Origin of the sequence: Rathayibacter iranicus NCPPB 2253 = VKM Ac-1602 (genome assembly GCF_003149025.1) — a bacterium.
Classification (GTDB): domain Bacteria; phylum Actinomycetota; class Actinomycetes; order Actinomycetales; family Microbacteriaceae; genus Rathayibacter; species Rathayibacter iranicus.
On record NZ_QGDV01000009.1, the window covers coordinates 88015 to 110481 of the forward strand.

Here is a 22467-nt window from a genome sequence, read left to right on the forward strand (position 1 = left end):
CATGATTTCCTCCGGCTTTCCGTCTGAAGAGAGCGTGCTCACCAACCTGGGGACGGACTTCGTTGGCTCTTTCATCGAAGCTGTTGACGGCGCTCGCGAAGACTTCGATGCGCTGCGCGGGTGGAAGCCGGCATGGTTTGCCAACTTCAGCAACCGCTTCACCGCCAACTTCCTGCACGAACGGATCTGGGACCGCCTGGTCCGCGCGATCGAAGGTGCGCCCAACATCACGGTCATCGACCGTGAACCCACGCGCGAGATCCACTCCGGCCAGCAGTACCTGATTCGCATCAAGCGCCACGGCCAGCACAACAAGATCGCCGCCTACCCGACAGAGGGAAGCTCGCTGTTCTGGTCCAACAGCATCCTCACCCTCGACGGGCTCGAGTCGTTCGCGCTGGCACTCGGGTACGAGTGGGACGCGGATCTTCGCGCAGTCGGCGAGGCCGTGCTGTCGTTCCGCGACGGGAAGGACACTCCGATCTGGGCTATCCGCCTCACCTCCGACGCAGCGGCGCCCACCGGTTTCAGCTACGTCCCCGTCTCTCCGGCTCGACCGGAGCTGGACCTGTCGGGCGTCGCAGCCGAGCAGGACGCCGAGGAAGAAAGCGCATGAGTGCTCACATTGGGGATGTGCTCCTGGTCCTCCGACGTGGAGCAGACATCACCCAAGAAGAACTCGCCGAGCGCGCTGCCATCACCCAGGCTGCTTTGTCGCGATACGAGAACAATTTGCGAGACCCAGAGTCGGACGTACTGGAGCGCCTCGCGGAGCAACTTGGTGTGACGACTGCCTTCCTGACGCACGACTACAAGCTCCGCGGAGGTATCGCGACCGACGCCCACATGCGCCGGCAGAAGACAACTAAGCCCTCGGACTGGAAGCGTGTTGAAGCGCGCCTCAACGCACACCGCATGCACTCGTCCTACCTGCTAGAGCGAGTACCGATGTCCGCGCAGAACCACGTCCTCCAGGTCGACCCCCTTGATCGCTCCCCCCAGGACGCGGCCGCTCTGCTTCGGACTGCGTGGTATATGCCAATCGGGCCGATTCGATCTCTCGTGCAGTGGATTGAGTCTGCCGGCGTCATCGTTGTCGAAGACGATTTCGGCACGCACCGCATCGATGGAATGTCACAGTGGGCCGGCGAGCACGCTGTGATCATCGTGAACGCAGGGCTGCCCACCGACCGGAAACGCCTCACACTCGCCCACGAGTTGGGACACCTTGTTCTGCATTCGACGTACGTCGACGAGGACATGGAAGCTCAAGCGAACGAGTTCGCTGCCGAATTCTTGATGCCCCGGCACCTCATCGTTCCAGAATTGCGGAATCTCACACTAGGGAAGCTGTCCGACCTTAAGTTGGAGTGGGGCGTGTCGATGCAAGCAATTGTCGAGCACGCGTACCGCCTCGGGAAGCTCACCCGTGAAGATCGGACACGGATTTACAAGCAGATGTCCGTACGGGGCTGGCGCACAGGCGAACCGAATTCCGATCGCCTCCCGCCCGAACAGCCCGACCTAGCCGCGTCGTTGGGAGAACGGCTCGCCACGGCTGGTCTCTCATCACGCGAGATAGAACGACTGGTAGGGGTTCGGTCGACGCACACTTCCCCTTTTATCACTGCCCAGCCGAGCACAGAGTCGCGGCGACTGCGCGCTGTATGACGCGAGAGTCGCCGTACGCATTGGCGCTGGAGCGCTTCGAATCGATTCGAGTAGGCTCGGCGCATGACAGACACCACCACCGAACTGCGGGTCGGCGTTGTCGGCCTCGGCTTCGCCGGCACTACTCATCTCGACGCCTTCCAGTCCCTCCCCGGCGCCCGCGTCGTCGCGCTTGCCGGCCAAGAGGAGGCGCGCCTGCACGAACTCGGCGCGACCCGCGACGTCTCCGACCTTTACGCCGACTGGGAGGACCTGGTCGCCCGCGACGACCTCGACGTCGTCTCGATCGGCGTCCCGAACCACCTGCACCACCCCATCGCCGTCGCAGCGCTCGCGACCGGCAAGCACGTCTTCTGCGAGAAACCGCTCGCCACCACCGCCGAGCTGGCCGCTGAGATGGTCGAGGCTGCGCGCGCGAATGATCGCGTGCTCGAGATTGCCTATAACCACCGCCGCCGCGCCGACGTCGCGTTCCTCCGCGACTACCTCGATGACACTCCGCTCGGCGACATCTATCACGCGCGCGCGAGCTGGCAGCGCCGCACCGGTATCCCCGGCATCGGCTCCTGGTTCACCAGCAAGGAACTCGCTGGCGGTGGTCCGCTGATCGACCTCGGCTCGCACGTCCTCGACATCGCGCTGCACCTGCTTGACGAGCCGCGCGTGACCAGCGTCTCGGCGGTCGCGTACGGCGAGATCGGCCGTTCCGGTCGCGGCGGGCGCCCGCACGGTGTGGCCGCCGCCGGCACGCACGCGTTCGAGGTGGAGGACTTCTCGAGCGCACTGCTGCGCCTCGACAACGGCCGCTCCCTCCAGCTCGACGCCTCCTGGGCCAGCTACTCGAAGGTGTACGAGGACATCGAGGTCGAGTTGCTCGGCTCAGCCGGCGGCGCGCGCCTGCACATCGCCGACTACGCCACGGAGGGGACGCTCACGCTCTACTCCGACGTCGCCGGAGCGCCGACCGTCTCGCACCCCGACGTGAAAGTCCCGGCCGGCCACCACCGCGCGGTCATCGCCGAGTTCCTGGCGGCGATCGCCTCGGGAACTCCCACGGAAGGGCCTCGCTACCTGGGCCACTACGGCGAGTACGCGCTGCACCGCAGCCGCGTGGTCGATGCGATCTACCGCTCCGCCGCCGAGAAGAAGGAGGTGACGCTCGCATGAGCGCCCCGATCAAGGTCCTCGTCTGGAACGAGTTCCGCCACGAGACCCGCGGCGACGAGACCGTACTGCGCCACTACCCCGACGGCATCCACCGCGTGATCGCCGACGGGCTCGCCGAGTCGCTGGGTTCCGCGGTCTCGGTGCGGACGGCGACGCTCCCCGAGCCCGAGCATGGCCTCACCGAGGAGGCGCTGGCGCAGACGGACGTGCTGCTCTGGTGGGGGCACATCGCGCACGAGGAGGTGTCGGACGAGGTCGTGCAGCGGGTGCTGCGGCACGTGCAGGAGGGGATGGGGATTCTGGTGCTGCACTCTGGCCACTACTCGTCCATCTTCAAGGCCCTGATGGGTACGACCTGCTCGCTGAAGTGGCGCAACGACCGCGACCGCGAGCTGGTCTGGACGATCGCCCCCACGCATCCGATCGCCGAGGGCGTGCCAAGCCCGCTCATCATTCCCGAGCAAGAGATGTACGGCGAATACTTCGACATCCCGGTTCCCGAGGAGACAATTTTCCTTTCGACGTTCACGGGTGGCGAGGTGTTCCGCTCCGGAGTGACCTACACGCGCGGCCTCGGCAGGGTGTTCTACTTCTCGCCCGGGGACCAGGACTACCCCGTCTACCACCACCCCGACATCAAGCGCGTGCTGGCCAACGCCGTCCGCTGGGCCCGCCCGACGCGCCCGCGCACCCCCCTCACCGCCGACCACCACCCCCGGGGCTGGTTCGAGCAGTGACACCTCCCGCGAGATGTCACTTGTGCACGCATTTCCCGGCGAGTCGCATACCGAAGTGGCATCTCGCGGAGGAGGGCGAGGACCCTTCGCACAGCGGCGCGCACGATGCCGACTCCGGAGTATGCGGAGGGCGTGCAGAATGATGTCCGTTATGGAACATGAGGAACGCACTCAGTCGAATCGCCGGGCATTCATTGCGACCGGCACTCTCGCTGGATTAGCGGGAGTAGCGGGAGCTGGTGGCGCGCTTCTTCCTGCGACTCCAGCAGCTGCCGCGGAGCCGGATCGGGAGTACTGGATCAATGTCCGCGATCACGGCGCGAACGGGGACGGTCGCGCCGACGATATCGCGGTGTTTCAGAAAGCCATTGATGACGCGGCCACCGGGGATCGGCGGCGAGCGGTGCTCGTGCCTCCTGGCCGTTACCTGATCACTTCGCTTGACGTGAAGACGCAGGTCCGCATCGTCGGCTTCGGGGCCGCGGCGTTCCAGTTCGCCTTGGGCTCCCGGTTCAACGGTGTTCAGTTCGAGCCGTTCAACGAAGACATGAGCTCGGAACCGATGTTCCGCCTGGGCGCGGGTGCCTCGCTGGAGAACCTCGCTGTGCGTGGGCAGCGATGGAGTCAGTCTGCTCCGTCGCGGTCGCTCGGGATCGAGGTCGCCGGTGGGTTTGAGGCGCGTCTCGGTATGGTGCAGGTGCTGAATTTCGCGGGAACCGGTATCAGAATCAAGCAGCTCAACAACTCCCGGTGGCACGACGTCTACATCGATGGCTGCGGCACGTCCACCGATGCGGCGATGGTGATCGAGTCCGACGGTGGCGAGACTAACTACAACATCTTCGACCAGCTCACGATCCAGCACTCGAAGAACGCGGCTCTCGACATCGGGTGGGGTTCGTCGGCGAAGGACGTCGCAACGAACCTGACCTTCATTGGCCTGCACGTCGAATCGACTGCGGATCAGGGCAATAACGACAGGCTCAACACGGGTCCCCTGCTTCGGCTCGGCAACAGCCGACAGCTGACATTCTTGTCCTCGTACATCCTCGGACTCGCGTCACCACTGGTGGAGCACGATCACAGTAGGGACGGTATCGCCCGGCCCGGGGGCGTGCAATTCATCGGCGGAGAGATCACACAACGCGGGACGCCGGATGGTTTCACGCCAGCGCACTCCACGCTATTCACACTCACCAAGGGCGCGGACTTCGTGATCAGCGGTGTCCGCTTCGATGATCTTCGCGTCCCTGCTGTCACCGTGGGGAAGGACTACGGCGCGGTGCTGGCGGATTGGACGAACCGATTCCGGGTCATCGCTGCCGTCGACAGCCCCGTTGTGGACAACCGGAGTCGGCGCTCGCGCGCCTTCAACGGCATGGGGCTGGTGCCGCCGGCGTCGTTCGACGAACAGGTCGTGTTCAACCGGCAGCTGCTGGCATCCGAAACGAACTACGCTGACCCGACCGAGCCGGCGACGGGTCGTTTCACCGAGATCACCCGCCACAGCGGGACGAACGCGTCGTGAGCGGCGAGCAAGGGTGGAATCCGGGGGAACGACATCGCCGGTCACATCACGGTCGACACCGGCAAGGACATGGCCGCCGCGGAGCCTCTCGCGACCGTCACCTTCAAGCGGCCGTTCGTCACGCCGCCGGTCGTCACCATGAGCCCGACGACCAGCACGGCTAACGCCGCCAGACTTTATCTCGATCACGACGGCGGCACGAGCTTCACCGTGTACGCCGGCGAGTCGATCCCACGCGGAACCTCGCTGACGTTCGGCTACCACGTGATCGGGCTCGGCAATGGGGCGCCCCCGAGCTGACGCTGCGGGATCCGGGGGGACCAACGTCCTCCCGGGAGCCCTCGATACGGCCGCGCGCGAACCCGACGTGGTGCTGCGCCGCCCGTGAGGCTGGACGGTCGACGTCAGAGAACTGGCGGGTAGAGGAAGAGGGGCACCTTGGCCGTAGGGAACGTGCGGGTCACGTAGCTGTGCTTGCCGCCGTAGTTGTATTCCTCGAGGAGCACGGTGCCGTCGTCGTTCACCTTTTGCACGTACGAGACGTGGTTGTAGGTCCACCACGCGACGCAGCCGACAAGAGGCACGCTGCTGGTCGCCCACCCCTTCGCGGCCCAATTGTCGGGCCACTCGTAGGCGCTGCCGCCGAGCGGGGTGATGTTCCCCCAGGTGTACTTCCATGGCGCGGAGGCGCGGCCGGCATCGCGGTTGAGGCGCCAGGCCACGAAGTCGACGCACTCGCGGTAGTAGTAGCCGAGCGGAGAGAGTCCGCCGCCGTTGTCGTCGGTGGTCTCGTAGGGCCAGGGGTAGTCGTCGCCGGCGGCGCGCGTCTTCACGGTCGAGAACTGGCCGCCGTTCGCGCCGGAGAGCACCGCCGCCTGCCGGCTGGCCTCGTCGAGCTGCGCCTGGGTCGGCGCGGCGAACGCGTCGCGCACGGCTGTCTGGCCGGCCGCCTCTGACGAGACGGTGAGGTTCTGCAGGCCGACACGCTCGGCTTCGGGCCGGCCGGTCGCGGTGGAGGAGGAGCTGCGGGCCCCATACGCGGGGATTGCGGCGGTGGCGAAGAGACCACCGACCACGGAGAAGGTGCCGAAGGCGAGGGCGCGGCGGCTGAGGCCCCGAGAGCGGGCTGGTGCGGCGGAGGTGCGGGGTGGGGCGGCGCGCTGAGGTGCTGTGCGGTTCGACCAGGAGGCGGCGGAGACGACGGTCGGGATCTCGACGGAGATCGTCGGGGACGTGGAGCCGATGGCGGCGGTGACCGCCGCGGCGTCAGTCTCGGTGACCTCGCCTGCCTCCTGCGCGGCACGCCTCTCGGCGGCGAGAGCCTCCCTGCGGGTGAGCGGGCGACCGGACGCGGTGCTCGAGGTGCCGGGGCAGTCCTCAGGGGTGGGGATGCCTGGCTTCGACACGCGTGCGGTCTCCTCTCGAGGACGGTTCTGGACGTACTGGCCCGTGACTGATCCGGAAGCCGTGGCCGATCTCACCTCTCGGCCGGCGCAGGACCGGACGACGCATTACTCTAACTCGGGTCGGTCGATAACGGAACGGTCACGGCGGATCCTGACGGAAGTCTCCTGACACGCTCCGATGCGTTTCAGCCCGCGGTGCCAGGATGGGGCGCACTCGGGAAGGAGCCCCTCATGACCGCACCCACCCCCTCCGCCGGAAGCACTCCCCGCCTTACCGGCCCCGTTCTCGTCGGCGTCGTCGATGTTCGTCGCCCCGAGGTCCTCCGCACCGCGGCACGGGTCGCTGCCGACTCCGGGGCGCCGCTGCTGCTCGTGTCGGTCTCGGTCGACCCCTCTCTCGTCGGCGAGTACGTCGATCCAATGACCGGCGGCATCCCGCTCGGCTTCGTCGGGGCCTCGCCCGACCGCGGGCAGAGCCCGACCCTCCCGCCTGGGTTGCGCGAGGCGGTCGAGCAGGAACTCGCCGGCACCGACGTGCAGTGGACCCTCCGCGCGGTCACGGGTGAACCGGCGCTTGCACTCGCCGACGTCGCGGAAGAGGTCGACGCGCGGATGATCGTGGTCGGCACGCGCGACGCGGGGGTGCTCGCGAGCATCGCCGAGTTCCTTGGCGGGAGTGTCGCCGCGCACCTCGCGCACCGTCAGCACCGTCCCGTCCTGGTCGTCCCGCGGGCCGACCACGATCCCGCGCGTCCGGCGCCGTGGGATCTTTCGGAGTGACGCTGCCCCTGTTCCTGCGGCCGGGCGCGATCCTCCTGGTCGCCCTGGGTGGCGCGGTGGGTACGGCGGGCCGCTTCACGCTCGCCGTTGTGCTGCCCCGGGTGGGCGTGCTGCCGATCGCGACTGTCGTCGTGAACCTCGTCGGTGCCTTCCTCCTGGGGCTGCTGCTCGAAGGGCTTGCGCGGCGCGGCCCGGACGAGGGCGGACGGCGCAGGCTGCGACTTCTGCTCGGCACCGGCGTGCTCGGCGGCTTCACCACCTACAGCACGTTCTCGCTCGACACCGTGGCGCTGATCGAGGGTGGGCACCTCGCTGAGTCGCTTCTCTACACGGGTGGAACTCTCGTGCTCGGTCTCGCCGCGGCCGCACTGGGCATCGCGGTCGCAGGCCGGCGCCGCGGGGAGGCGTGGTGAGTGTCGGACTGCTGCTCGCGGTCGCGGTGGCCGGTGGGATCGGCTCCGCGGCGCGGCTGGTCGTCGACGGAGTCGCGCGGTCGCTGATCCCGGTCCGTTGGCCGATCGGCACGGCGCTCATCAACGTGAGTGGGTCACTGCTGCTCGGCGTGGTCGTTGGGTTGGCCCTGTCCGGCGCCGTCGATCCTGCCTCGCGGGACGTGCTCGGCACGGGTGTGCTGGGCGGATTCACGACCTTCAGCACTGCGAGCGTCGAGACCGTGCGGCTGGTGCTCGCCCGGCGATGGGTCGCGGGTCTGGCCTATGGCCTCGGAACAGGGGCGCTCGCCTTCGTCGGTGCCGCGGCCGGGCTTGCACTGACCGGTGTGCGGCTGTCTTGAGCGGTCCGCCGTGGCGCGTCCCGAATCCTGTGCTCTGTGAGTGCTGCGCTCCTCAGGTCGGGTAAATCAGTAGCGCCTCGGGATCGACCGCGAAGCCGATCTCGCGACCCGGCGCGAGGTCGAGCGCCGCCGCCCGTGCAGGATCGACGTCGGCCCGCAACGACGCGCTGCGCACCCGTACCGTGTCGCCTCGCGGCTCGATGTCGGTGATGATCGAGCGCAGCCCGCCGTCCCCGAGCCCCACAGCCCATGGTCGAACGGCTGCAAGCACCGGGGTGCCGGGAGTCATCGGCTCTGTCGCGACTCCTGCGAACTCGTGGCCTTCGTTCGTCCGTAGTCCGTGCGCCGTGCGTCTGCCCGCGAGCAGGTTCAGCCCCGCCAGCTCGGCGGTGAACTCGGTGCGCGGACGGGTGAGCACCCGCTCGGTCCGCCCCTCCTCGACCACGCGGCCCTCGCGGAGGACGACCACCCGGTCGGCGAGGGTCCAGGCGTCGAGCACGTCGTGGGTGACCACGATCGCCGAGCGTTCGGCGAGGACTGTCCGCAGCATCTGCCGCAGCACCGGGGCATCGCGCGCGTCGATGGCGGCGAGCGGTTCGTCGAGCAGCATCAGGCGCGGCTCTCCCGCCAGGGCGCGCGCGAGCGCCACGCGCTGCGCCTGCCCGCCCGAGAGGCTGCTCGGGCGCCGGTCGGCCAGCTCGAGCGCGTCCACGGCGGCCAGCTCGCGCTCGGCCCTCGCCCGCGCCGAGGCTCGGCCAAGGCCCGTGCTGCGTGGTCCAAAGGCCACGTTCTCGCGGGCGCTGAGGTGCGGGAAGAGCAGGGGGTCTTGCGCGAGCAGCGCCACGGCGCGGCGGTGCGGAGGTGTCCAGCGGCGGTCGTCGAAGAGCAGGGCGTCGTCGAGAAGCGCGGTCCCGGAGTCGGCGCGCACCAGTCCGGCGATCAGCGCGAGCAGAGTCGACTTGCCCGCGCCGTTCGGCCCGAGGACGACGACGGTCTCTCCGGCTGCGACGTCAACCGAGGCTGCGAATCCGCGCGCCGCGAGCCGCGCGTCCAGTCGCAGGCTCACGCCCGGACCCCGCGCGGTGAGCGCCCGTGCGCCAGGCCGATCACGAGCACCGCGACCGCAACCAGCACGAGCGCCAGCGCGACTGCGGCGTCCGGGTCGGTCTCGCGCTGGAGGTAGATTTCGAGCGGCAGGGTGCGGGTCGTGCCCTCAAGGCTCCCTGCGAACGTGAGGGTCGCGCCGAATTCACCGAGTGCCCGGGCAAAAGACAAAATGGCGCCCGAGATCAGACCCGGCAGGATCAACGGCAGGGTGATCCTGCGCAGCACTGTGCCCGGCGAGGCGCCGAGGGTCGCCGCGACAGCCTCATAGCGGGCGCCGGCACTGCGCAGCGCCCCCTCCAGCGTCAGCACCAGGAACGGCAGCGCCACGAACGTCTGCGCGAGCACCACGGCAGTGGTCGAGAACGCGATGCGCACGCCAAGCGCTTCCAGCACCCCGCCGAGCAGGCCCAGACGCCCGAACGTGGCGAGCAACGCGAGCCCGCCGACCACGGGCGGCAGCACGAGGGGGAGCAGGACGAGGGAGCGGAGCAGGCGCTGCCCGCGGAAAGTCGTGCGCGCGAGCACGAGCGCCATCGGCGTCCCGAGCAGTAGGCAGAGGAGGGTCGCCGTCGCAGAGGTGCGCAGGCTCAGCAGGAGCGCGGCGACGGAGGAGTCGGAGGTAATCAGCGGCAGAAAGTGCGGCCAGTCGACGCGGATGAGGATGGCCACGAGTGGCAGCAGGACCAGCAGCGAACCGACCGCGGCGACCACCACGACCCAGCGCGGGAGGCCGGAGCCCATCAGCGGGGCGCGAGCGACGTCTCGACGATCACCGTCGTCGCCTTGACCACCGCCACCGCGGGCGAACCGGGCTCGAGCCCCAGCTCGCGAACCGCCTCGCTGCTCATCAGCGAGACCACCCGGTGCGGCCCGCACTGCAGCTCGACCTGCGCCATCACCGTGTCCAGCACGATGTCCGTGACGATACCGACGAAGCGGTTCCGGGCTGAGCGTGCCACGGGCGACGGATCTTCCGGCAGCACGGCGTTGGCGCGAGCGAGCCTGGCGACCTCGAGCCCATCGACGACGCGGCGTCCGGAGGCGTCCTTCGCGCTCGTGAGCGTCCCGTTCTCGATCCACCGTCGCAGCGTGTCGTCGCTCACTCCGAGCGCAGCGGCGGCGTCGCGAACCCGTATCTGCGGCATGTCCCCGATCCTACGTCCGTATTCACTGCACTCCTGCTCCTGCGGCGCCGAGCCGCCGGAGGGAACGACGGCACGGGACAAGTGCTGCTCTGACACCAAGGGACACCGGGGAGGAGACCCGGCTCAGAGGGGGAGCGCGGCGAGCGTCTCACTCCAGGAACCGTCGATGCGGTGAATCGCGGCGAGGCGGTCGGGAAAGTGCTTGTGCGGAGTGAGGGTGCTGGTCAGCGCGAAGCGGAAGGTCCACGCTCCGGTCGGGGAGTACAGGCAGGCGGCGACGACGTCGAAGGCGGTGATGCGGTAGAACCGGCTCGCGGGATCGCTTTGGGACGCGCGGGTCTTCTGCACCTCGACCTTGTAGTCGCCGTTCGCGAACCGAGTGGGGCTGGCGTTTTTACACTCCACCCGCAGGGTCTGGCCGGAGGCGAGGGTGACGGTGAAGTCGTGCATCGCGTCGACGTCCAGGGGGACCACGGCGCGCACGTTCGGGCTCTCGGTGAGGTGCGCCTCAAGGTGGTACTCCGCGACGCCTCCCCGGACAGCGACGGCGAGCCGGTTGCGCTGGGCGATGATGTCGATGATCTGCCGGCTGTCGAGGTCGAACTGCTCCTCCAGTGCGTGCGGCGCCGACGGCGTCGGGACAGGGGTGGTTCCCGCGCTCGCGGCCGCGCTGAAGCGCAACGCAGGATCGAGGGCGAGGCTACTTGCCTGGCGTTCGAACCGCGCGAAGTCGAGGAGCCGGTTCGGAGTGAAGCCCACCCAAGTCTCCAGGTGCGTCGGCGACCGTGGAGCCTCCCGCTTCGATCCAGCCCGGTTCTCCTTTTCCCAGACGTGCCAGCTCGACTTTCGAATCTCCTCGATCTGCGCTGCATTGGCATAGAGGGAGATCCCCATCGGGAGAATTTCGTACAGTTGCGGGTCGAGGCCGAAGAGGACCCCGTCGTCGAGGTCGACACCGAGGACGAGCGTGATGTCGACGCCGGCAACGTCTCGCCCAAGTCGGTGTTCACGATTCCACGTGTCCTCGCCGCCGTAGCGGATCTGCCCCCGGATTTCGTCGTCCGGGCGATTCGTGATGATGCGATTGGTCATCCGGAACGGATAGATGAGAAGCCCCAGCCGTTCTCCGCTCGGCAGTTGAACGCCGAAATAGACCGGTGCGCGCTGCGGCGAGCTGGCGTAAAGAACGAGACCACCTGACCGCTCGACAGCCTGAACGAGAAACGTGTGGATGTCGCTGCGTCTCGAGACGTTGTATACCTCCGCGTAGGCGCGACCGGCGAGTTCGTCTGTCACTTCCGGCCCTCGTTCCCAGCAGCGGCCTGGGCGGCCGGTCGGGTGCTGATGTCAGAGGTTCCGGGCACGATACCTAGACGATACTGGAGAGCCGAAGCGGTCCCGCTTCCCCGCCCCGACTCCAGGCACGAACGAAGGTATGACGATGGAACACGGCCTGCCTGTCATCAGCCTCTTCTCGGGGGCCGGCGGTCTCGACCTCGCCACCGAACGCGCCGATGCGCGGCCGCTCGAGCGCGACGACCCGGGGTCCGGTCTCGTCCGCATCGCGGTCGCCACCGACTACAACGATCCGGCCCTGACGACGCTGCGCGCCAACTTCAGCGAGGCGCGGACCCTGACGGGCGATATCCGCACCATCCCCTCCGAGCAACTGCTCGCGACCGCGGGCCTCAATCGCGAAGAACCCGTCCTGTTGATCGGCGGACCTCCCTGTACGCCGTTCAGCAAGTCCGGCTTCTGGCTCGAAGAGAAGCGCGAGAGCCGAGACCCCAATGCGTCTTTGCTCGACGAATATGTGCGTATGGTTCGCGAGACCCGACCCGAGGCGTTCATTCTTGAGAACGTTCAAGGCCTCACCTACAAGACTCACCGTGCCCAGTTCGAGCGGCTTCTGCGAAGCCTCGGTGAACTCGGCTACAACCCTCAGTGGAAAGTCCTCCTCGCCGCCGACTACGGCGTCCCACAGCTTCGCCGACGAGTGTTCGTCGTCGGCCGTCGAGACGGCGAGGCTTTCACTTTTCCTGAGCCGACCCACTCAGGATGGAGCGAGCGCGACCGCACGATCGATGCCACAAAGATCCCGCACGTTACCGCCAGCGCTGCCTTCCGTGGCCTTCCTCTTGCGCTGGCGGCGGACGACGAAATCGTCGATGGCGAATACGGACAGCTCGCCGCGGAAGTACCGCCGGGGCAGAACTATCTGTGGCACACGAGCCGCTACGGCGGACACGACCGCTTTGAATGGCGAAGCCGATACTGGACCTTCTTGCTCCGCCTCGACCCCGACCGACCGTCTTCGACAGTCCAGGCTCAGCCTGGGCCCTGGGTCGGACCGTTCCACTGGGAGAACGTCGACCTCGCCAACGGAACCGAGCGCGCACGCCGACTCCGCGTGGGGGAGATGCTCCGCCTGATGTCTTTCCCCGACGACTTCCACCTCGTCGGCACCCGGGCCGACGCGCAACGCCAACTCGGCAACGCCGTACCCGTTGAACTTGGTAAAGCGGTGTCTCGTGCCCTCCTGACTCAGCTCGGTTACATCACCACTGCCTCCAGACGTGCGCTGTACGCCTGAGGCCGTTCCTCGCTCATTCACCTCGTCGTTGACGTGACGGGGAGATACCTCGTCATCGCCGAGCAGCGGTCGGCGTCGTGCGCGTGTCGACGCTCGCGGTCAGCGCCACGGAGTAGCCGGACTGATTAGCCGAGCTATGAGCGTTCGATGACCCGGCTATGACGCGCGCACGACTCTCACGGTGCCCCGAATCCCTCCGCCGCGAGCACCGAGCGTCCCGCCTCCGAACAGACGTAGGCCACGAACGCGGTGGCCGTCTCGGAGTCGCGTGCTCCGGTGAGCGCAGCGATCGGGTAGGTGTTGATCGCCTCCGAGGCTTCGACGAAAGGGATGCCGGTGACCGAGCCGCCGGAGCCGCGGATGTCGGTCGTGTAGACGAGCCCGGCGTCCGCCTCGCCGGACGAGACCTTACCGAGCACGTCCGTCACCGACGACTCCTCGCTCACCGGCGCGATGTCCAGGCCCGCCGCTCGTTCGACTGCTGCGGCTGCCGCTCCGCACGGCACCTGCGGCGCGCAGAGCACGGTGGCTGTACCCGGCCGGGCGAGGTCGGCGAGGGAGGCGACGTGCGCGGGGTTGCCGGGTGGCACCGCGATCTCGAGCGTGTTCGTCGCGATGTCGACGGGGTCGCCGGCGACAAGCCCCGCGTCGGTCAGGCTCGCCATCGTGCGCTCATCCGCTGCCGCGAAGACGTCGGCTGGGGCTCCATTGACGATCTGCGAGGCGAGGTCGGATGATCCGGCGAACGACACTTCGACGTGCGCGCCCGGCTGCGCGCTCTCGAACCCGGTGGCAAGTGCCGTGAACGCGCCCCGCAGCGAGGCCGCCGCGAACACGGTGATCGATCTGCCCGATTCTGGAGCGGCGGAGGGTGAGGGAGTCGCTCCGCTCGCGCAGCCCGAGAGCAGGAGGAGCGCCGCGAGGGAGAGCGCGGGGATGAATGGACGACAGTGCACGGCGACCTCCTCGGTGGATCCGCACGTGCGGAGACGCAGCGAGTGTAATGACGGATGTGCGACGAATTCCTGACGATGTCACGGAAGACTCCTGAGGTCATTGCATAAATCTCTGACCGATCATCTACTGACGGAACGCTTTCTCTCCCTCCGCCACGAAGCCGGCGCTGGAACTGCGGCTCTCCCTCCGCCGAGGGAATCACGCGGTGGAAGCGTGCTGAACGACCTGCGATCTGTCCTAGTCGCCCGCGAGGGAGGCGACGCTCACCAGGAATCTTTGATAGGCAGGTGATGTCTCGGGGGAGACACGGTGCGGCCCTTGCTGCGATCTGCTGGCTTGGCCCAGCGGTTCGCTGTTCGTCAGTGACGAGATGTGGGCCGGCCGCAGACATCGAGATTGTCGATCCATCAATCGGGGGGAATCCGACGTGGCAACGAGGCGAGAGTTCGTCGTGGCGGTGGTGCTGGCGACGGTGATCGGGACCCCAGCGTTGGCTGATTCGGCCGAACGGACCGCGGCGCGGCGACGAGCGCTGCGTTGGATACGGCGCCGGCTCTTCGGCGGCGACCAACGAAGGAGCGGCCGCGGCTCGGCCGCCGGTCTGCGCAGGCTGCTGGCGCCCGGTGCGAGGCTCGAGCGGGTCGCCACTGGGGCTGCATGGAGTGAGGGGCCGGTCTGGCTCCCGCGGGAGCGAGTGGTGCGGTGGAGCGATGTCCCGGGCGACCGGATCCTGGAGTGGGACGCGGCAACGGGCGAGACGCGGGTGCACCGCGAGCACGTCGAATTCACCAACGGGCGCACCCTGGATTGTGAGGGGCGGGTCGTGCAGTGCTCGCACGGTCGTCGGGCCATCGAGCGCGAGGTCGACGGCGATGTGGAGGTGCTGGTCGAGCGGCACGGCAAGGCACGGTTGAACTCGCCGAACGACGTCGTGGTCGCCTCCGACGGCGCGATCTGGTTCACCGATCCGCCCTACGGGATCGTGCAGCCGCACGAGGGGCACCCCGGCAAGCGCGAGTACGGCGGTTGCCACGTCTTCCGCTTCGTCGAGGCGATGGGCGAACTGAGCGTGGCGACCACCGCGGTCCAGGAGCCGAATGGACTGGCCTTCTCGCCCGACGAGCGCATCCTCTACGTCTCGGACACCTCGGTTGCCCTGCGCCGGGACGGAACGGGGGAGCACTGTATCCGCACGTTCTCAGTCAGCGAGCAGTGGCAGCTGACTCCGCTCGGCGTGCTCGCGACGATCGAGCCGGGGGTTCCGGACGGCCTGCGCGTGGATGTGGAGGGCCGGGTGTGGACCTCGAGTGCTGACGGTGTGCAGGTCTTCGGCGCGGACGGCGCCGCGCTGGGCCGCATACCGGTGCCGGAGGTCGTCGGCAACCTCTGCTTCGGCGGCGAAGACGGCCACGATCTCTTCATCGCGGCGAGTACATCGCTGTACCGGATCCGGACGGCGACGCGCGACGCCGCCGCCTGAGGCGCCTCCAGCCGAGGCGCCTCCTGCCGCGGTCAGCTCGCCGGCGGCGAGTAGAACTGGAGGTCGTTGCCCTCAGAGTCCTTAAAAGGGAGGATCCGCCCCCACTCGTGGTCGCTGATCTCGCCCTCGATCGAGGCGCCTCGGGCCGCGAGACGGTCGAGTTCCTCCTCGATCGTTCCGTCGGGCTGGAACGAGATGACCGCGCCGCCCTTCTCCGACACGCCGGCTGACGCGCGCGCGTTGAGACCGATCATCAGCCCGTCCGCGTCGAGCTCCGACCAGTCGGCGGAGGTGCTCGTCACCTCGAGTCCGAGCGTGTCGCGATAGAACGCGACCGCTCGCTCCATATCGGTGACCGGTACCCAGACTGTTGCGACTCCTGATGCCATGTCGTGCTCCGTTCCTCGGTATGCCTGTCTCCCGACGCTAGGCCGGGCGGCGGATGAGCGGGGCCCCCTTGCGCGCGGCGGACGAGGCTGCCCATCCCGCCCTCTCCGCGTTCCCTCGAACGGGTGCGGCGTCTGAGCACTACCGTTGCACCATGGCGTCTACCGATACTCCCGATTCCGCTCCCGAGGCCGACACCTCATCCGAGAGCGCCCCCGCGCTCACCTTCTCCGACCTCGGACTCGGCGATCCCGTCCTCAAGGCTCTCAAGGAGGTCGGCTACGAGACGCCCTCGGCCATCCAGGCCGCGACGATTCCGTCCCTCCTCTCCGGCCGCGACGTCCTCGGCGTCGCGCAGACCGGCACCGGCAAGACGGCCGCGTTTGCGCTGCCCATCCTTTCGCGCCTCGATTTGGCGCAGAAGACGCCACAGGCCCTCGTGCTGGCGCCTACTCGCGAACTCGCTCTTCAGGTCTGCGAGGCGTTCGAGCGCTACGCGTCAAACCTTCGCGGCGTGCACGTGCTCCCCGTCTACGGGGGCCAGGGCTACGGCACTCAGCTCTCCGCCCTGCGTCGTGGTGTCCACGTCGTCGTCGGCACGCCCGGCCGGATCATGGACCACCTCGAGAAGGGCACGCTCGACCTCTCTGCGCTGAAGTACCTGGTTCTCGACGAAGCGGACGAGATGCTCAAGATGGGCTTCGCCGAGGACGTCGAGACGATTCTCGCCGAGACGCCGGTCGAGAAGCAGATCGCGCTGTTCTCGGCGACGATGCCCGCGCAGATCCGCCGTATCTCCGGCAAATATCTGAAGGACCCTGAGGAGATCACGGTCAAGAACAAGACCACGACCTCCGTCAACACCACCCAGCGCTACCTGATGGTGTCGTATCCGCAGAAGGTCGACGCCCTGACTCGCATTCTTGAAGTCGAGAACTTCGAGGGCATGATCGTGTTCGTCCGCACCAAGAGCGAGACCGAGACGCTCGCCGAGAAGTTGCGGGCCCGCGGCTACACCGCCGCCGCGATCAGCGGAGACGTCGCCCAGGCTCAGCGCGAGCGCACCGTCGAGCAGCTCAAGTCCGGCAAGCTCGACATCCTCGTCGCCACCGACGTCGCTGCCCGCGGCCTCGATGTCGAGCGGATCAGCCACGTCGTCAACTACGACATCCCCATCGACACTGAGTCGTACGTGCACCGCATCGGCCGCACCGGTCGCGCCGGGCGCAGCGGAGCGGCGATCAGCTTCGTCACGCCGCGCGAGCGCCGCCTCCTCGCAGCGATCGAGAAGGCCACCCGCCAGCCGCTGACCGAGATGCGGATGCCGAGCGTCGAGGACGTCAATGTCACTCGGCTCTCGCGCTTCGACGACGCGATCACGGCGGCGCTGGCCGACACCGAGCGTCTGCAGCGCTTCCGCGACATCATCGGCCACTACGTCGAGCACCACGACGTGGTCGAGTCGGATGTCGCTGCCGCCCTGGCGATCGTGGCGCAGGGGGATGAGCCGCTGCTGCTCTCGCCCGACGACCCCCGTTTCGCTCGGCGCGAGCGCGAGGAGCGCGACGCGCGGCCCGACCGCGGGGATCGCGGCGACCGGGGAGAGCGTGGTGAGCGTCCGGAGCGCCGCCAGCGGCCCTCGAACGGCAACCTCGCCTCGTACCGGATCGAGGTTGGCCGCCGCCAGCGCGTCGAGCCTCGCCAGATCGTCGGCGCTCTCGCGAACGAGGGCGGCCTCAACCGCGGCGACTTCGGCCACATCGACATCCGTCCGGACTTCTCGATCGTCGAACTCCCGGCCGATCTGCCGCAGGACGTGCTCGATCGCTTGGCCGACACGCGCATCAGCGGGCAGCTGATCGAACTCAAGCCCGACCGCCGCCCGAGCCGCGCCGGCCGTCCCGCCGGCCCGAGTCGCTCCTCCGAGCGCCCGGAGCGCAAGCCCCGCTACTAACCCTCCCTCCCCCTCCGCGAGATGCCTCAGCGGGATCTCGCGGAGGGAGGACGAGGGTGGGAGCGCAGGAGGGGGTTAGCGGCGGAGGATGCGGCGAGCCAGGATGTTGCCCAGGAGTTGCACGAGCTGCACGATGACGATGATGACCAGGACCGCCGCCCAGGTGACGATCGGCTCGAACTGCCGGTAGCCGTACTGGATCGCGAAGTTGCCGAGCCCGCCCGCGCCGACGTACCCGGCCACTGCCGACATATCGATCACGGCGACGAACACGAACGTGTAGCCGAGGATCAGCGGGGCGAGCGCTTCCGGGAGGAGCACCGTCCGCACGATGTGGAACCGGCTGGCCCCCACCGAGCGGGCCGCCTCGATGACGCCTGGCTGCACCGTCAGCAGGTTCTGTTCGACAATCCGCCCGATACCGAACGCCGCGCCCAGCGAGAGGGTGAACACGATCGCGTCGGTACCGATGCCTGAGCCGACGACGAGCCGAGCCAGCGGCTGGGCTGCGGCGATGAAGATGATGAACGGGATCGGGCGAAAGATGTTGACGATCACGTTGAGGAGCCCGTAGGCGACACGGTTCGCGTAGAGAGCGCCGCCGCGGGTCAGGGCGAGTCCCAGCCCGATCAGCAACCCGCCGAGCCCGCCGAACACCAGGCTCAGCGCGACGATGTAGAGGGTTTCGCCGGTCGCCTGGGCCAGCCTGGGCAGAAGCGGGATCAGCTCGTTCATCGGGGCACCTCCGAGAGGGCGACGCGGCCGCCCAGGCGGGCGAGGAGAGGGTCGACGACGTCGTCCGGCGCGTCGAGGGCGAGGGTGAGGTGGCCGAAAGTGCGCCCGCGGACATCCGTGATGCCCCCGTAGACAAGCTCGAGCGGCACGCCCGCGGCCGCGATCTCGGCGAAGACAGTGCCCTGCGAGGCGGAGTCGTCCGAGAACGACAGCGTGACCAGTCGGCCGGAGTGGCGCGCGCGCAGCACCGCCGCCTCCGCCGCCGAGGGCAGAGAGCGGACGACGGTCGACACGAAGCGCCGCGTCACCGGCTCTCGTGGCGCCGAGAACACATCGAAGACCGGTCCGCGCTCGACGATCCGACCCGACTCCATCACCGCGACCTTCGTCGCGAGCTGCTGGACGACATCCATCTCGTGCGTGATCGCGACGATGGTCACGCCAAGCTCCTCGTTGATCCGCCGGAGCAGGGCGAGCACCTCACCGGTGGTATCCGGGTCGAGGGCGCTCGTGGCCTCGTCGGCGAGCAGGATCCGCGGGCTCGCCGCGAGCGCCCGGGCGATGCCGACGCGCTGCTTCTGCCCGCCCGAAAGCTGCTCCGGGTAGCTGCGCGCCCGGTCCGAGAGGCCCACGAAGCGGAGCATCTCCTCGACGCGGGAACGCTGCTGCCTTCGCGAGACGCCCGCGACCTGCAGCGGGTAGGCGACGTTCTGCTGGACAGTCTTCGAGCCGAAGAGGTTGAACTGCTGGAAGATCATCCCGATGCCCAGGCGGAGCCGACGCAGCTCGCGCTCGGGGAGCCCGACGGTCTCGCGGCCGTCGATCTCGATGCTGCCGCTCGTCGCAGGCTCGAGCGCATTGATCAGCCGGGCGAGCGTGCTCTTGCCGGCGCCGGAGTAGCCGATCACGCCATACACGTCGCCCGTCTCGATCTCGAGGCTCACCCCGTCCACGGCCGCGGTTGGCGCTGCGCCTCGCCCCGGGTACACCTTGCGCACGTCGGTCAATCGGATGAGCGGCACGGTGCGCCCTTTCTGTCGGTCCCGCCGGCCCTGCCCTGCCGCGCCTTGCCGCGCCTTGCCGCGAAATGTCGCGAGATGCGCCGATCCGGTCGAGATGTGCTGCCGCGGCAGGGGATTTCGACCGAACGGCCCGATCTCGCGAAGTTCTCGCGACATTTCGCGGAGGGCGGGAGGGGGGAGGCGCGGGGAGGGCGGTTAGGAGGCAGCGGTGATGGCCTTTTCGGCGGACTGGAGCGAACGCTCGAGGTCGGAGGCGGGTGTCTTCAAGAAGACCGCGGTGCCACCGGACTGCTCCTTGACGCCGTCGAGTACCGACTGCGTGTCCTGGTAGATCGAGACGAGTTTCGTGTAGGTCTCGTTCTGGGCATCGGCGGCGCGCGCCGCGAAGATGTTGGCATAGAGCAGGGCGGAGGGGTCATTCGGGTCGTCCTGCGCGATCGCGTCCTCGGCCTTCAGACCGGCGTTGGCGATGAAGTCATTGTTGATGACCGCCGCGGCGACATCGGGGAGCGAGGTCGGCGTCAGCGAGGCCTCCAGAGCGGTGACCTGGACCTTTGAGGACGGTTCGACGTCATCGACGTTCGAGAGCACGGTGCCTCCGTCCTTCAGCTGCACGAGCCCGGCCGACTGCAGCACGAGCAGGGCGCGGGTCTGATTGGTCGTGTCATTCGGGATCGCGATGGTCGAGCCCGCGGGGATGTCGGCGACGTCCTTGTACTTCGAGGAGTACAGGCCGAGCGGGTAGATGGCTGTGGTGCCGATCGGCACAAGGTCAGCACCGGCGGAGGCGTTGTACTGCGCCAGGTAGGCAATGTGCTGGAACTGGTTGATGTCGATTTCGCCCTCCGTCAGCGCCGGGTTGGGCTGGTTGTAGTCGCTGAAGTCGATGATTTTGACAGCGATGCCGGCGTCGGCCGCGGCTTGCTCGTAGGTGGCCCAGTAGGGGTCACTCGCGCCGACCACGCCAATCCGCACGGTGGCGTCTGCGCCCCCGGCGCTGGAGCAGCCGGCGAGGAGGAGAGCGGCGGAGGCGGCGATCGCGGTGGTTGCGAGGAGTTTCATGTGCAGGGAGATGCTGCGGGGGGAAATACTGCGCAGGGACATGCTGTGGGGATCCTTCCGTGGCGAGCAGCCGAGCAGTGCGCGTCCGCCGCGCGGTGCTGGTCACCGCGAGCGCTGCGACCGGCCTCCGGTCGCGTGACGCCGCATCCGCGCGGAACCCAGGGACCACCGTACGAAGGTGGTGCGATCAGCGCGAAACTCGTCCGTAACAGGGCGACTCGGAACGCCGTTCAGCCCGCGAGCGCGCCGTTCTCGCCGGCTTCGTGCTTTGCGATCTTGGTGGCGATGGCGTCGCGCTCGGCCCGGAGCGACGTGATCGTCGGCTTGTCCAGCCGCGGATCGGCGAGGTCGGCGAAGGGGCTTGCGGTGCCGGTGCGGGCCGAGACCAGGGCTGCGTAAGCCTTCGTCGCTGCCCGCAGTTCAGCGGCCGCCCGCTCGACCTTCCGCGGTTTCGCGGACTTGTCCGACACGAGTCGAGCGTGCTTGCCGAGGGCTGCCACAAGCGCGCGATGCGCAGCGTCAATTTTCTTGCTCATAGGCGCATTATGTCGCAGGACCGGCGCTCGCGGCCGTCCGCTCTGGCCGGTCGGCGAGTTTCTCCCCCCGCGAGCCGCCGTCGATGCCGTCAACACGCCGACGGATCAGGCAAAAAGCGGCTGGTCGCGGAATTTCTTCGTGGAGTCGCTCGCGACGCGGGAGTGCGTGGAGACGAGGGCGCGCGGGACGGTTTTCGAGGATGTGAGTGCCCGCGGGGAGTTCTCGCATCCTCGTCACTGCCGCGCGCCGTACCGTCGCGTCCGCCTGCGCTCCGGAGCAGCCGCCCGGGGCGCGCCTTCGATAGAAAGGACCGTCCAGACGATGCTCTTCAACCGACGCCAGCTTCTCGTCACGGCCATCGCCAGTGCTCCCGTGCTCGTCGCGGGCGCTGCGCCCGCTGCCTCCGCCGCACCCGCTCCGCCTCCTCTCGCCGCCACGATCGTGCCCGGAGAGGTCGCCACGCTCGATATCCCGAGTGGAGACTTCGCCTCCCGCCACGCCTTCGCGTACTCCCTGTCCGAACAAGTGCAGCTCAGCCGGCCCGCCGGTTGCCGCGTCGTCGTCCGCTACGACACTCGACTCTTCTCCGCCTCGGGCGCGGCGGTGGTCGCCCATGAGGACCGCTACGAGGTGATCTCGACGGACATCTCCCAGAAAGAGCCGCCTGAGCAGTCGACCGTCTCGTACTCCGTGCCCGACCTCTCAGACGGCCCGACTGCCCCTCTCCTCACTATCGACGTGCCCCTCACCATCCGCGACAACTATCCGCACGAGAACATCGACAATCCACTGCCGATGACGGTGGCGATCCTCGACGAGTCGGACACTGAACTCGCCAGAATCGAGTGGACTCCCCAGACGCCCGCGGCATCCGGACTCGCGTGGGGCGTCGAGCTGGAGGCGTCCTGGCGTTCGCTCGGAAGCGCGTTCCGCTCACCGGTCTCGGTCACGTGCACCAGCGTGGGGCCGGCGCCCGCACCCGCTGAGTCCGTGCTCGCGATCGTGCTCGACTCCCGACTCAGCAGCTCGTGCACAGTCACCCGTATCGCGCCTGCTCTCGCCGACTCGGGGGCCGACGACGTCTCGAAGGCAACGGAGCACCCCGTTCCGTGGGACGCGGCTGCATTCGACGTCTCGGAGGAGACAACGGATGAGCGTAGGACTCTCACCATCACGCTGCATCGGAGCATCGACGCGGGATCGGCTATCGAGGTCACCGTCTCGACGACGACTCCCGATCCCGTGCCCGCGGTGCAGAACGTCGTCTACCCCTCCGTCGCGTTCTCGGGACCGAAGGGCGCCGAGAACGCGGCGCGTGCAACCAGCAAGTACGAAGTGACTGACTTCACGCCTTCTGCATCACCGCAGGGCAGTGACGTCCCACAGGGAAAGAACTAGGAGGAGCA

24 protein-coding genes are annotated in these 22467 nt (G+C 68.2%); 13 read left to right on the plus strand and 11 right to left on the minus strand.

The window, feature by feature from the left end; all coding sequences use genetic code 11:
- The first annotated feature begins 1 nt into the window (after position 1).
- The 6 genes from B0H03_RS10615 to B0H03_RS10640 all read left to right on the plus strand — a co-directional run bounded on the left by B0H03_RS10615 (position 2) and on the right by B0H03_RS10640 (position 5403).
- On the plus strand, positions 2 to 616 hold the full coding sequence (locus tag B0H03_RS10615) for a hypothetical protein (RefSeq protein ID WP_104265592.1): 615 nt from the start codon (positions 2 to 4) through the stop codon (positions 614 to 616).
- A complete protein-coding gene (locus B0H03_RS10620; protein WP_104265591.1) occupies positions 613 to 1671 on the plus strand; it encodes a helix-turn-helix domain-containing protein in 1059 nt (352 codons plus the stop codon). Before B0H03_RS10615 ends, B0H03_RS10620 begins: the two co-directional genes overlap by 4 nt.
- Positions 1672 to 1734: 63 nt before the next feature.
- Positions 1735 to 2838, plus strand: a complete 1104-nt coding sequence (locus B0H03_RS10625; protein WP_104265590.1) for a Gfo/Idh/MocA family protein — start codon at positions 1735 to 1737, stop codon at positions 2836 to 2838.
- Entirely contained in the window at positions 2835 to 3575 is a 741-nt protein-coding gene (locus B0H03_RS10630; protein ID WP_104265589.1) for a ThuA domain-containing protein, read from the plus strand. Before B0H03_RS10625 ends, B0H03_RS10630 begins: the two co-directional genes overlap by 4 nt.
- A 151-nt stretch (positions 3576 to 3726) precedes the next feature.
- Entirely contained in the window at positions 3727 to 5103 is a 1377-nt protein-coding gene (locus B0H03_RS10635) for a glycosyl hydrolase family 28-related protein (RefSeq protein WP_160487334.1), read from the plus strand.
- Between the two features lie 69 nt (positions 5104 to 5172).
- On the plus strand, positions 5173 to 5403 hold the full coding sequence (locus tag B0H03_RS10640) for an H-type lectin domain-containing protein (protein WP_104265587.1): 231 nt from the start codon (positions 5173 to 5175) through the stop codon (positions 5401 to 5403).
- A gap of 104 nt (positions 5404 to 5507) precedes the next feature.
- Here the strand turns inward: B0H03_RS10640 and B0H03_RS10645 are convergent, their stop codons facing one another.
- Positions 5508 to 6509 (minus strand): CHAP domain-containing protein, encoded by a 1002-nt coding sequence (locus tag B0H03_RS10645; RefSeq protein WP_119854495.1) that lies wholly within the window; start codon positions 6507 to 6509, stop codon positions 5508 to 5510.
- A gap of 231 nt (positions 6510 to 6740) precedes the next feature.
- Between B0H03_RS10645 and B0H03_RS10650 the strand changes: the two genes are divergently transcribed.
- Genes B0H03_RS10650 through B0H03_RS10660 form a run of 3 tightly spaced genes read left to right on the plus strand, consistent with a single transcriptional unit; the run spans position 6741 to position 8082 of the window.
- Positions 6741 to 7289: a universal stress protein gene (locus B0H03_RS10650; protein WP_104265585.1), complete on the plus strand. Its 549-nt coding sequence runs from the start codon at positions 6741 to 6743 to the stop codon at positions 7287 to 7289.
- Entirely contained in the window at positions 7286 to 7702 is a 417-nt protein-coding gene (gene crcB, locus B0H03_RS10655; protein WP_241560452.1) for a fluoride efflux transporter CrcB, read from the plus strand. Before B0H03_RS10650 ends, crcB begins: the two co-directional genes overlap by 4 nt.
- The gene (locus B0H03_RS10660; RefSeq protein ID WP_104265583.1) at positions 7699 to 8082 is read left to right on the plus strand and encodes a fluoride efflux transporter FluC; all 384 of its coding nucleotides are present in this window, start codon (positions 7699 to 7701) and stop codon (positions 8080 to 8082) included. The genes crcB and B0H03_RS10660 overlap by 4 nt, the downstream gene beginning before the upstream one ends.
- A gap of 52 nt (positions 8083 to 8134) precedes the next feature.
- Here the strand turns inward: B0H03_RS10660 and B0H03_RS10665 are convergent, their stop codons facing one another.
- The 4 genes from B0H03_RS10665 to B0H03_RS10680 all read right to left on the minus strand — a co-directional run bounded on the left by B0H03_RS10665 (position 8135) and on the right by B0H03_RS10680 (position 11630).
- Positions 8135 to 9148: a sulfate/molybdate ABC transporter ATP-binding protein gene (locus B0H03_RS10665; protein WP_104265582.1), complete on the minus strand. Its 1014-nt coding sequence runs from the start codon at positions 9146 to 9148 to the stop codon at positions 8135 to 8137.
- On the minus strand, positions 9145 to 9930 hold the full coding sequence (locus tag B0H03_RS10670; protein WP_104265581.1) for an ABC transporter permease: 786 nt from the start codon (positions 9928 to 9930) through the stop codon (positions 9145 to 9147). The genes B0H03_RS10665 and B0H03_RS10670 overlap by 4 nt, the downstream gene beginning before the upstream one ends.
- Positions 9930 to 10334, minus strand: a complete 405-nt coding sequence (locus B0H03_RS10675; RefSeq protein ID WP_104265580.1) for a TOBE domain-containing protein — start codon at positions 10332 to 10334, stop codon at positions 9930 to 9932. The genes B0H03_RS10670 and B0H03_RS10675 overlap by 1 nt, the downstream gene beginning before the upstream one ends.
- A gap of 123 nt (positions 10335 to 10457) precedes the next feature.
- The gene (locus B0H03_RS10680; protein WP_104265579.1) at positions 10458 to 11630 is read right to left on the minus strand and encodes a hypothetical protein; all 1173 of its coding nucleotides are present in this window, start codon (positions 11628 to 11630) and stop codon (positions 10458 to 10460) included.
- Positions 11631 to 11775: 145 nt separating this feature from the next.
- Between B0H03_RS10680 and B0H03_RS10685 the strand changes: the two genes are divergently transcribed.
- A complete protein-coding gene (locus tag B0H03_RS10685; protein ID WP_104265625.1) occupies positions 11776 to 12927 on the plus strand; it encodes a DNA cytosine methyltransferase in 1152 nt (383 codons plus the stop codon).
- 176 nt (positions 12928 to 13103) lie between these two features.
- Here B0H03_RS10685 and modA read toward each other — a convergent pair whose 3' ends face one another.
- Entirely contained in the window at positions 13104 to 13883 is a 780-nt protein-coding gene (modA, locus tag B0H03_RS10690; RefSeq protein ID WP_104265578.1) for a molybdate ABC transporter substrate-binding protein, read from the minus strand.
- A 428-nt stretch (positions 13884 to 14311) separates the two neighbouring features.
- Between modA and B0H03_RS10695 the strand changes: the two genes are divergently transcribed.
- Complete coding sequence (locus B0H03_RS10695; protein ID WP_337189971.1) at positions 14312 to 15364, plus strand: SMP-30/gluconolactonase/LRE family protein; 1053 nt, start codon at positions 14312 to 14314, stop codon at positions 15362 to 15364.
- Between the two features lie 32 nt (positions 15365 to 15396).
- On the opposite strand, the gene B0H03_RS10700 is transcribed toward B0H03_RS10695, so the two are convergent.
- On the minus strand, positions 15397 to 15753 hold the full coding sequence (locus B0H03_RS10700; protein WP_104265576.1) for a VOC family protein: 357 nt from the start codon (positions 15751 to 15753) through the stop codon (positions 15397 to 15399).
- 152 nt (positions 15754 to 15905) lie between these two features.
- Between B0H03_RS10700 and B0H03_RS10705 the strand changes: the two genes are divergently transcribed.
- The gene (locus B0H03_RS10705; protein WP_104265575.1) at positions 15906 to 17705 is read left to right on the plus strand and encodes a DEAD/DEAH box helicase; all 1800 of its coding nucleotides are present in this window, start codon (positions 15906 to 15908) and stop codon (positions 17703 to 17705) included.
- A 75-nt stretch (positions 17706 to 17780) separates the two neighbouring features.
- Here the strand turns inward: B0H03_RS10705 and B0H03_RS10710 are convergent, their stop codons facing one another.
- From B0H03_RS10710 to B0H03_RS10725, 4 genes are all read right to left on the minus strand, one after another.
- The gene (locus tag B0H03_RS10710) at positions 17781 to 18440 is read right to left on the minus strand and encodes a methionine ABC transporter permease (protein ID WP_104265574.1); all 660 of its coding nucleotides are present in this window, start codon (positions 18438 to 18440) and stop codon (positions 17781 to 17783) included.
- Entirely contained in the window at positions 18437 to 19462 is a 1026-nt protein-coding gene (locus B0H03_RS10715; RefSeq protein ID WP_104265573.1) for a methionine ABC transporter ATP-binding protein, read from the minus strand. Before B0H03_RS10715 ends, B0H03_RS10710 begins: the two co-directional genes overlap by 4 nt.
- A 195-nt stretch (positions 19463 to 19657) precedes the next feature.
- Positions 19658 to 20524 carry a MetQ/NlpA family ABC transporter substrate-binding protein gene (locus B0H03_RS10720; RefSeq protein ID WP_104354365.1) on the minus strand — a complete coding sequence of 289 codons (867 nt, stop codon included), beginning with the start codon at positions 20522 to 20524 and terminating at the stop codon, positions 19658 to 19660.
- Positions 20525 to 20754: 230 nt separating this feature from the next.
- On the minus strand, positions 20755 to 21060 hold the full coding sequence (locus tag B0H03_RS10725; protein ID WP_104265564.1) for a hypothetical protein: 306 nt from the start codon (positions 21058 to 21060) through the stop codon (positions 20755 to 20757).
- A 322-nt stretch (positions 21061 to 21382) separates the two neighbouring features.
- On the opposite strand from B0H03_RS10725, the gene B0H03_RS10730 reads away from it, so the two are divergent.
- Positions 21383 to 22459: a hypothetical protein gene (locus B0H03_RS10730; RefSeq protein ID WP_104265563.1), complete on the plus strand. Its 1077-nt coding sequence runs from the start codon at positions 21383 to 21385 to the stop codon at positions 22457 to 22459.
- Positions 22460 to 22467: the final 8 nt, after the last annotated feature.

Coding starts and splice junctions, on each gene's coding strand:
- B0H03_RS10725 (WP_104265564.1), bottom strand. CDS start 21,060: ATGAGCAAGAAAATTGACGCTGCGCATCGCGCGCTTGTGGCAGCCCTC.
- B0H03_RS10720 (WP_104354365.1), bottom strand. CDS start 20,524: ATGAAACTCCTCGCAACCACCGCGATCGCCGCCTCCGCCGCTCTCCTC.
- B0H03_RS10710 (WP_104265574.1), bottom strand. CDS start 18,440: ATGAACGAGCTGATCCCGCTTCTGCCCAGGCTGGCCCAGGCGACCGGC.
- B0H03_RS10705 (WP_104265575.1), top strand. CDS start 15,906: ATGGCGTCTACCGATACTCCCGATTCCGCTCCCGAGGCCGACACCTCA.
- B0H03_RS10730 (WP_104265563.1), top strand. CDS start 21,383: ATGCTCTTCAACCGACGCCAGCTTCTCGTCACGGCCATCGCCAGTGCT.
- B0H03_RS10670 (WP_104265581.1), bottom strand. CDS start 9,930: ATGGGCTCCGGCCTCCCGCGCTGGGTCGTGGTGGTCGCCGCGGTCGGT.
- B0H03_RS10635 (WP_160487334.1), top strand. CDS start 3,727: ATGGAACATGAGGAACGCACTCAGTCGAATCGCCGGGCATTCATTGCG.
- B0H03_RS10620 (WP_104265591.1), top strand. CDS start 613: ATGAGTGCTCACATTGGGGATGTGCTCCTGGTCCTCCGACGTGGAGCA.
- B0H03_RS10675 (WP_104265580.1), bottom strand. CDS start 10,334: ATGCCGCAGATACGGGTTCGCGACGCCGCCGCTGCGCTCGGAGTGAGC.
- B0H03_RS10640 (WP_104265587.1), top strand. CDS start 5,173: ATGGCCGCCGCGGAGCCTCTCGCGACCGTCACCTTCAAGCGGCCGTTC.
- B0H03_RS10625 (WP_104265590.1), top strand. CDS start 1,735: ATGACAGACACCACCACCGAACTGCGGGTCGGCGTTGTCGGCCTCGGC.
- B0H03_RS10650 (WP_104265585.1), top strand. CDS start 6,741: ATGACCGCACCCACCCCCTCCGCCGGAAGCACTCCCCGCCTTACCGGC.
- B0H03_RS10630 (WP_104265589.1), top strand. CDS start 2,835: ATGAGCGCCCCGATCAAGGTCCTCGTCTGGAACGAGTTCCGCCACGAG.
- B0H03_RS10615 (WP_104265592.1), top strand. CDS start 2: ATGATTTCCTCCGGCTTTCCGTCTGAAGAGAGCGTGCTCACCAACCTG.
- B0H03_RS10700 (WP_104265576.1), bottom strand. CDS start 15,753: ATGGCATCAGGAGTCGCAACAGTCTGGGTACCGGTCACCGATATGGAG.
- B0H03_RS10685 (WP_104265625.1), top strand. CDS start 11,776: ATGGAACACGGCCTGCCTGTCATCAGCCTCTTCTCGGGGGCCGGCGGT.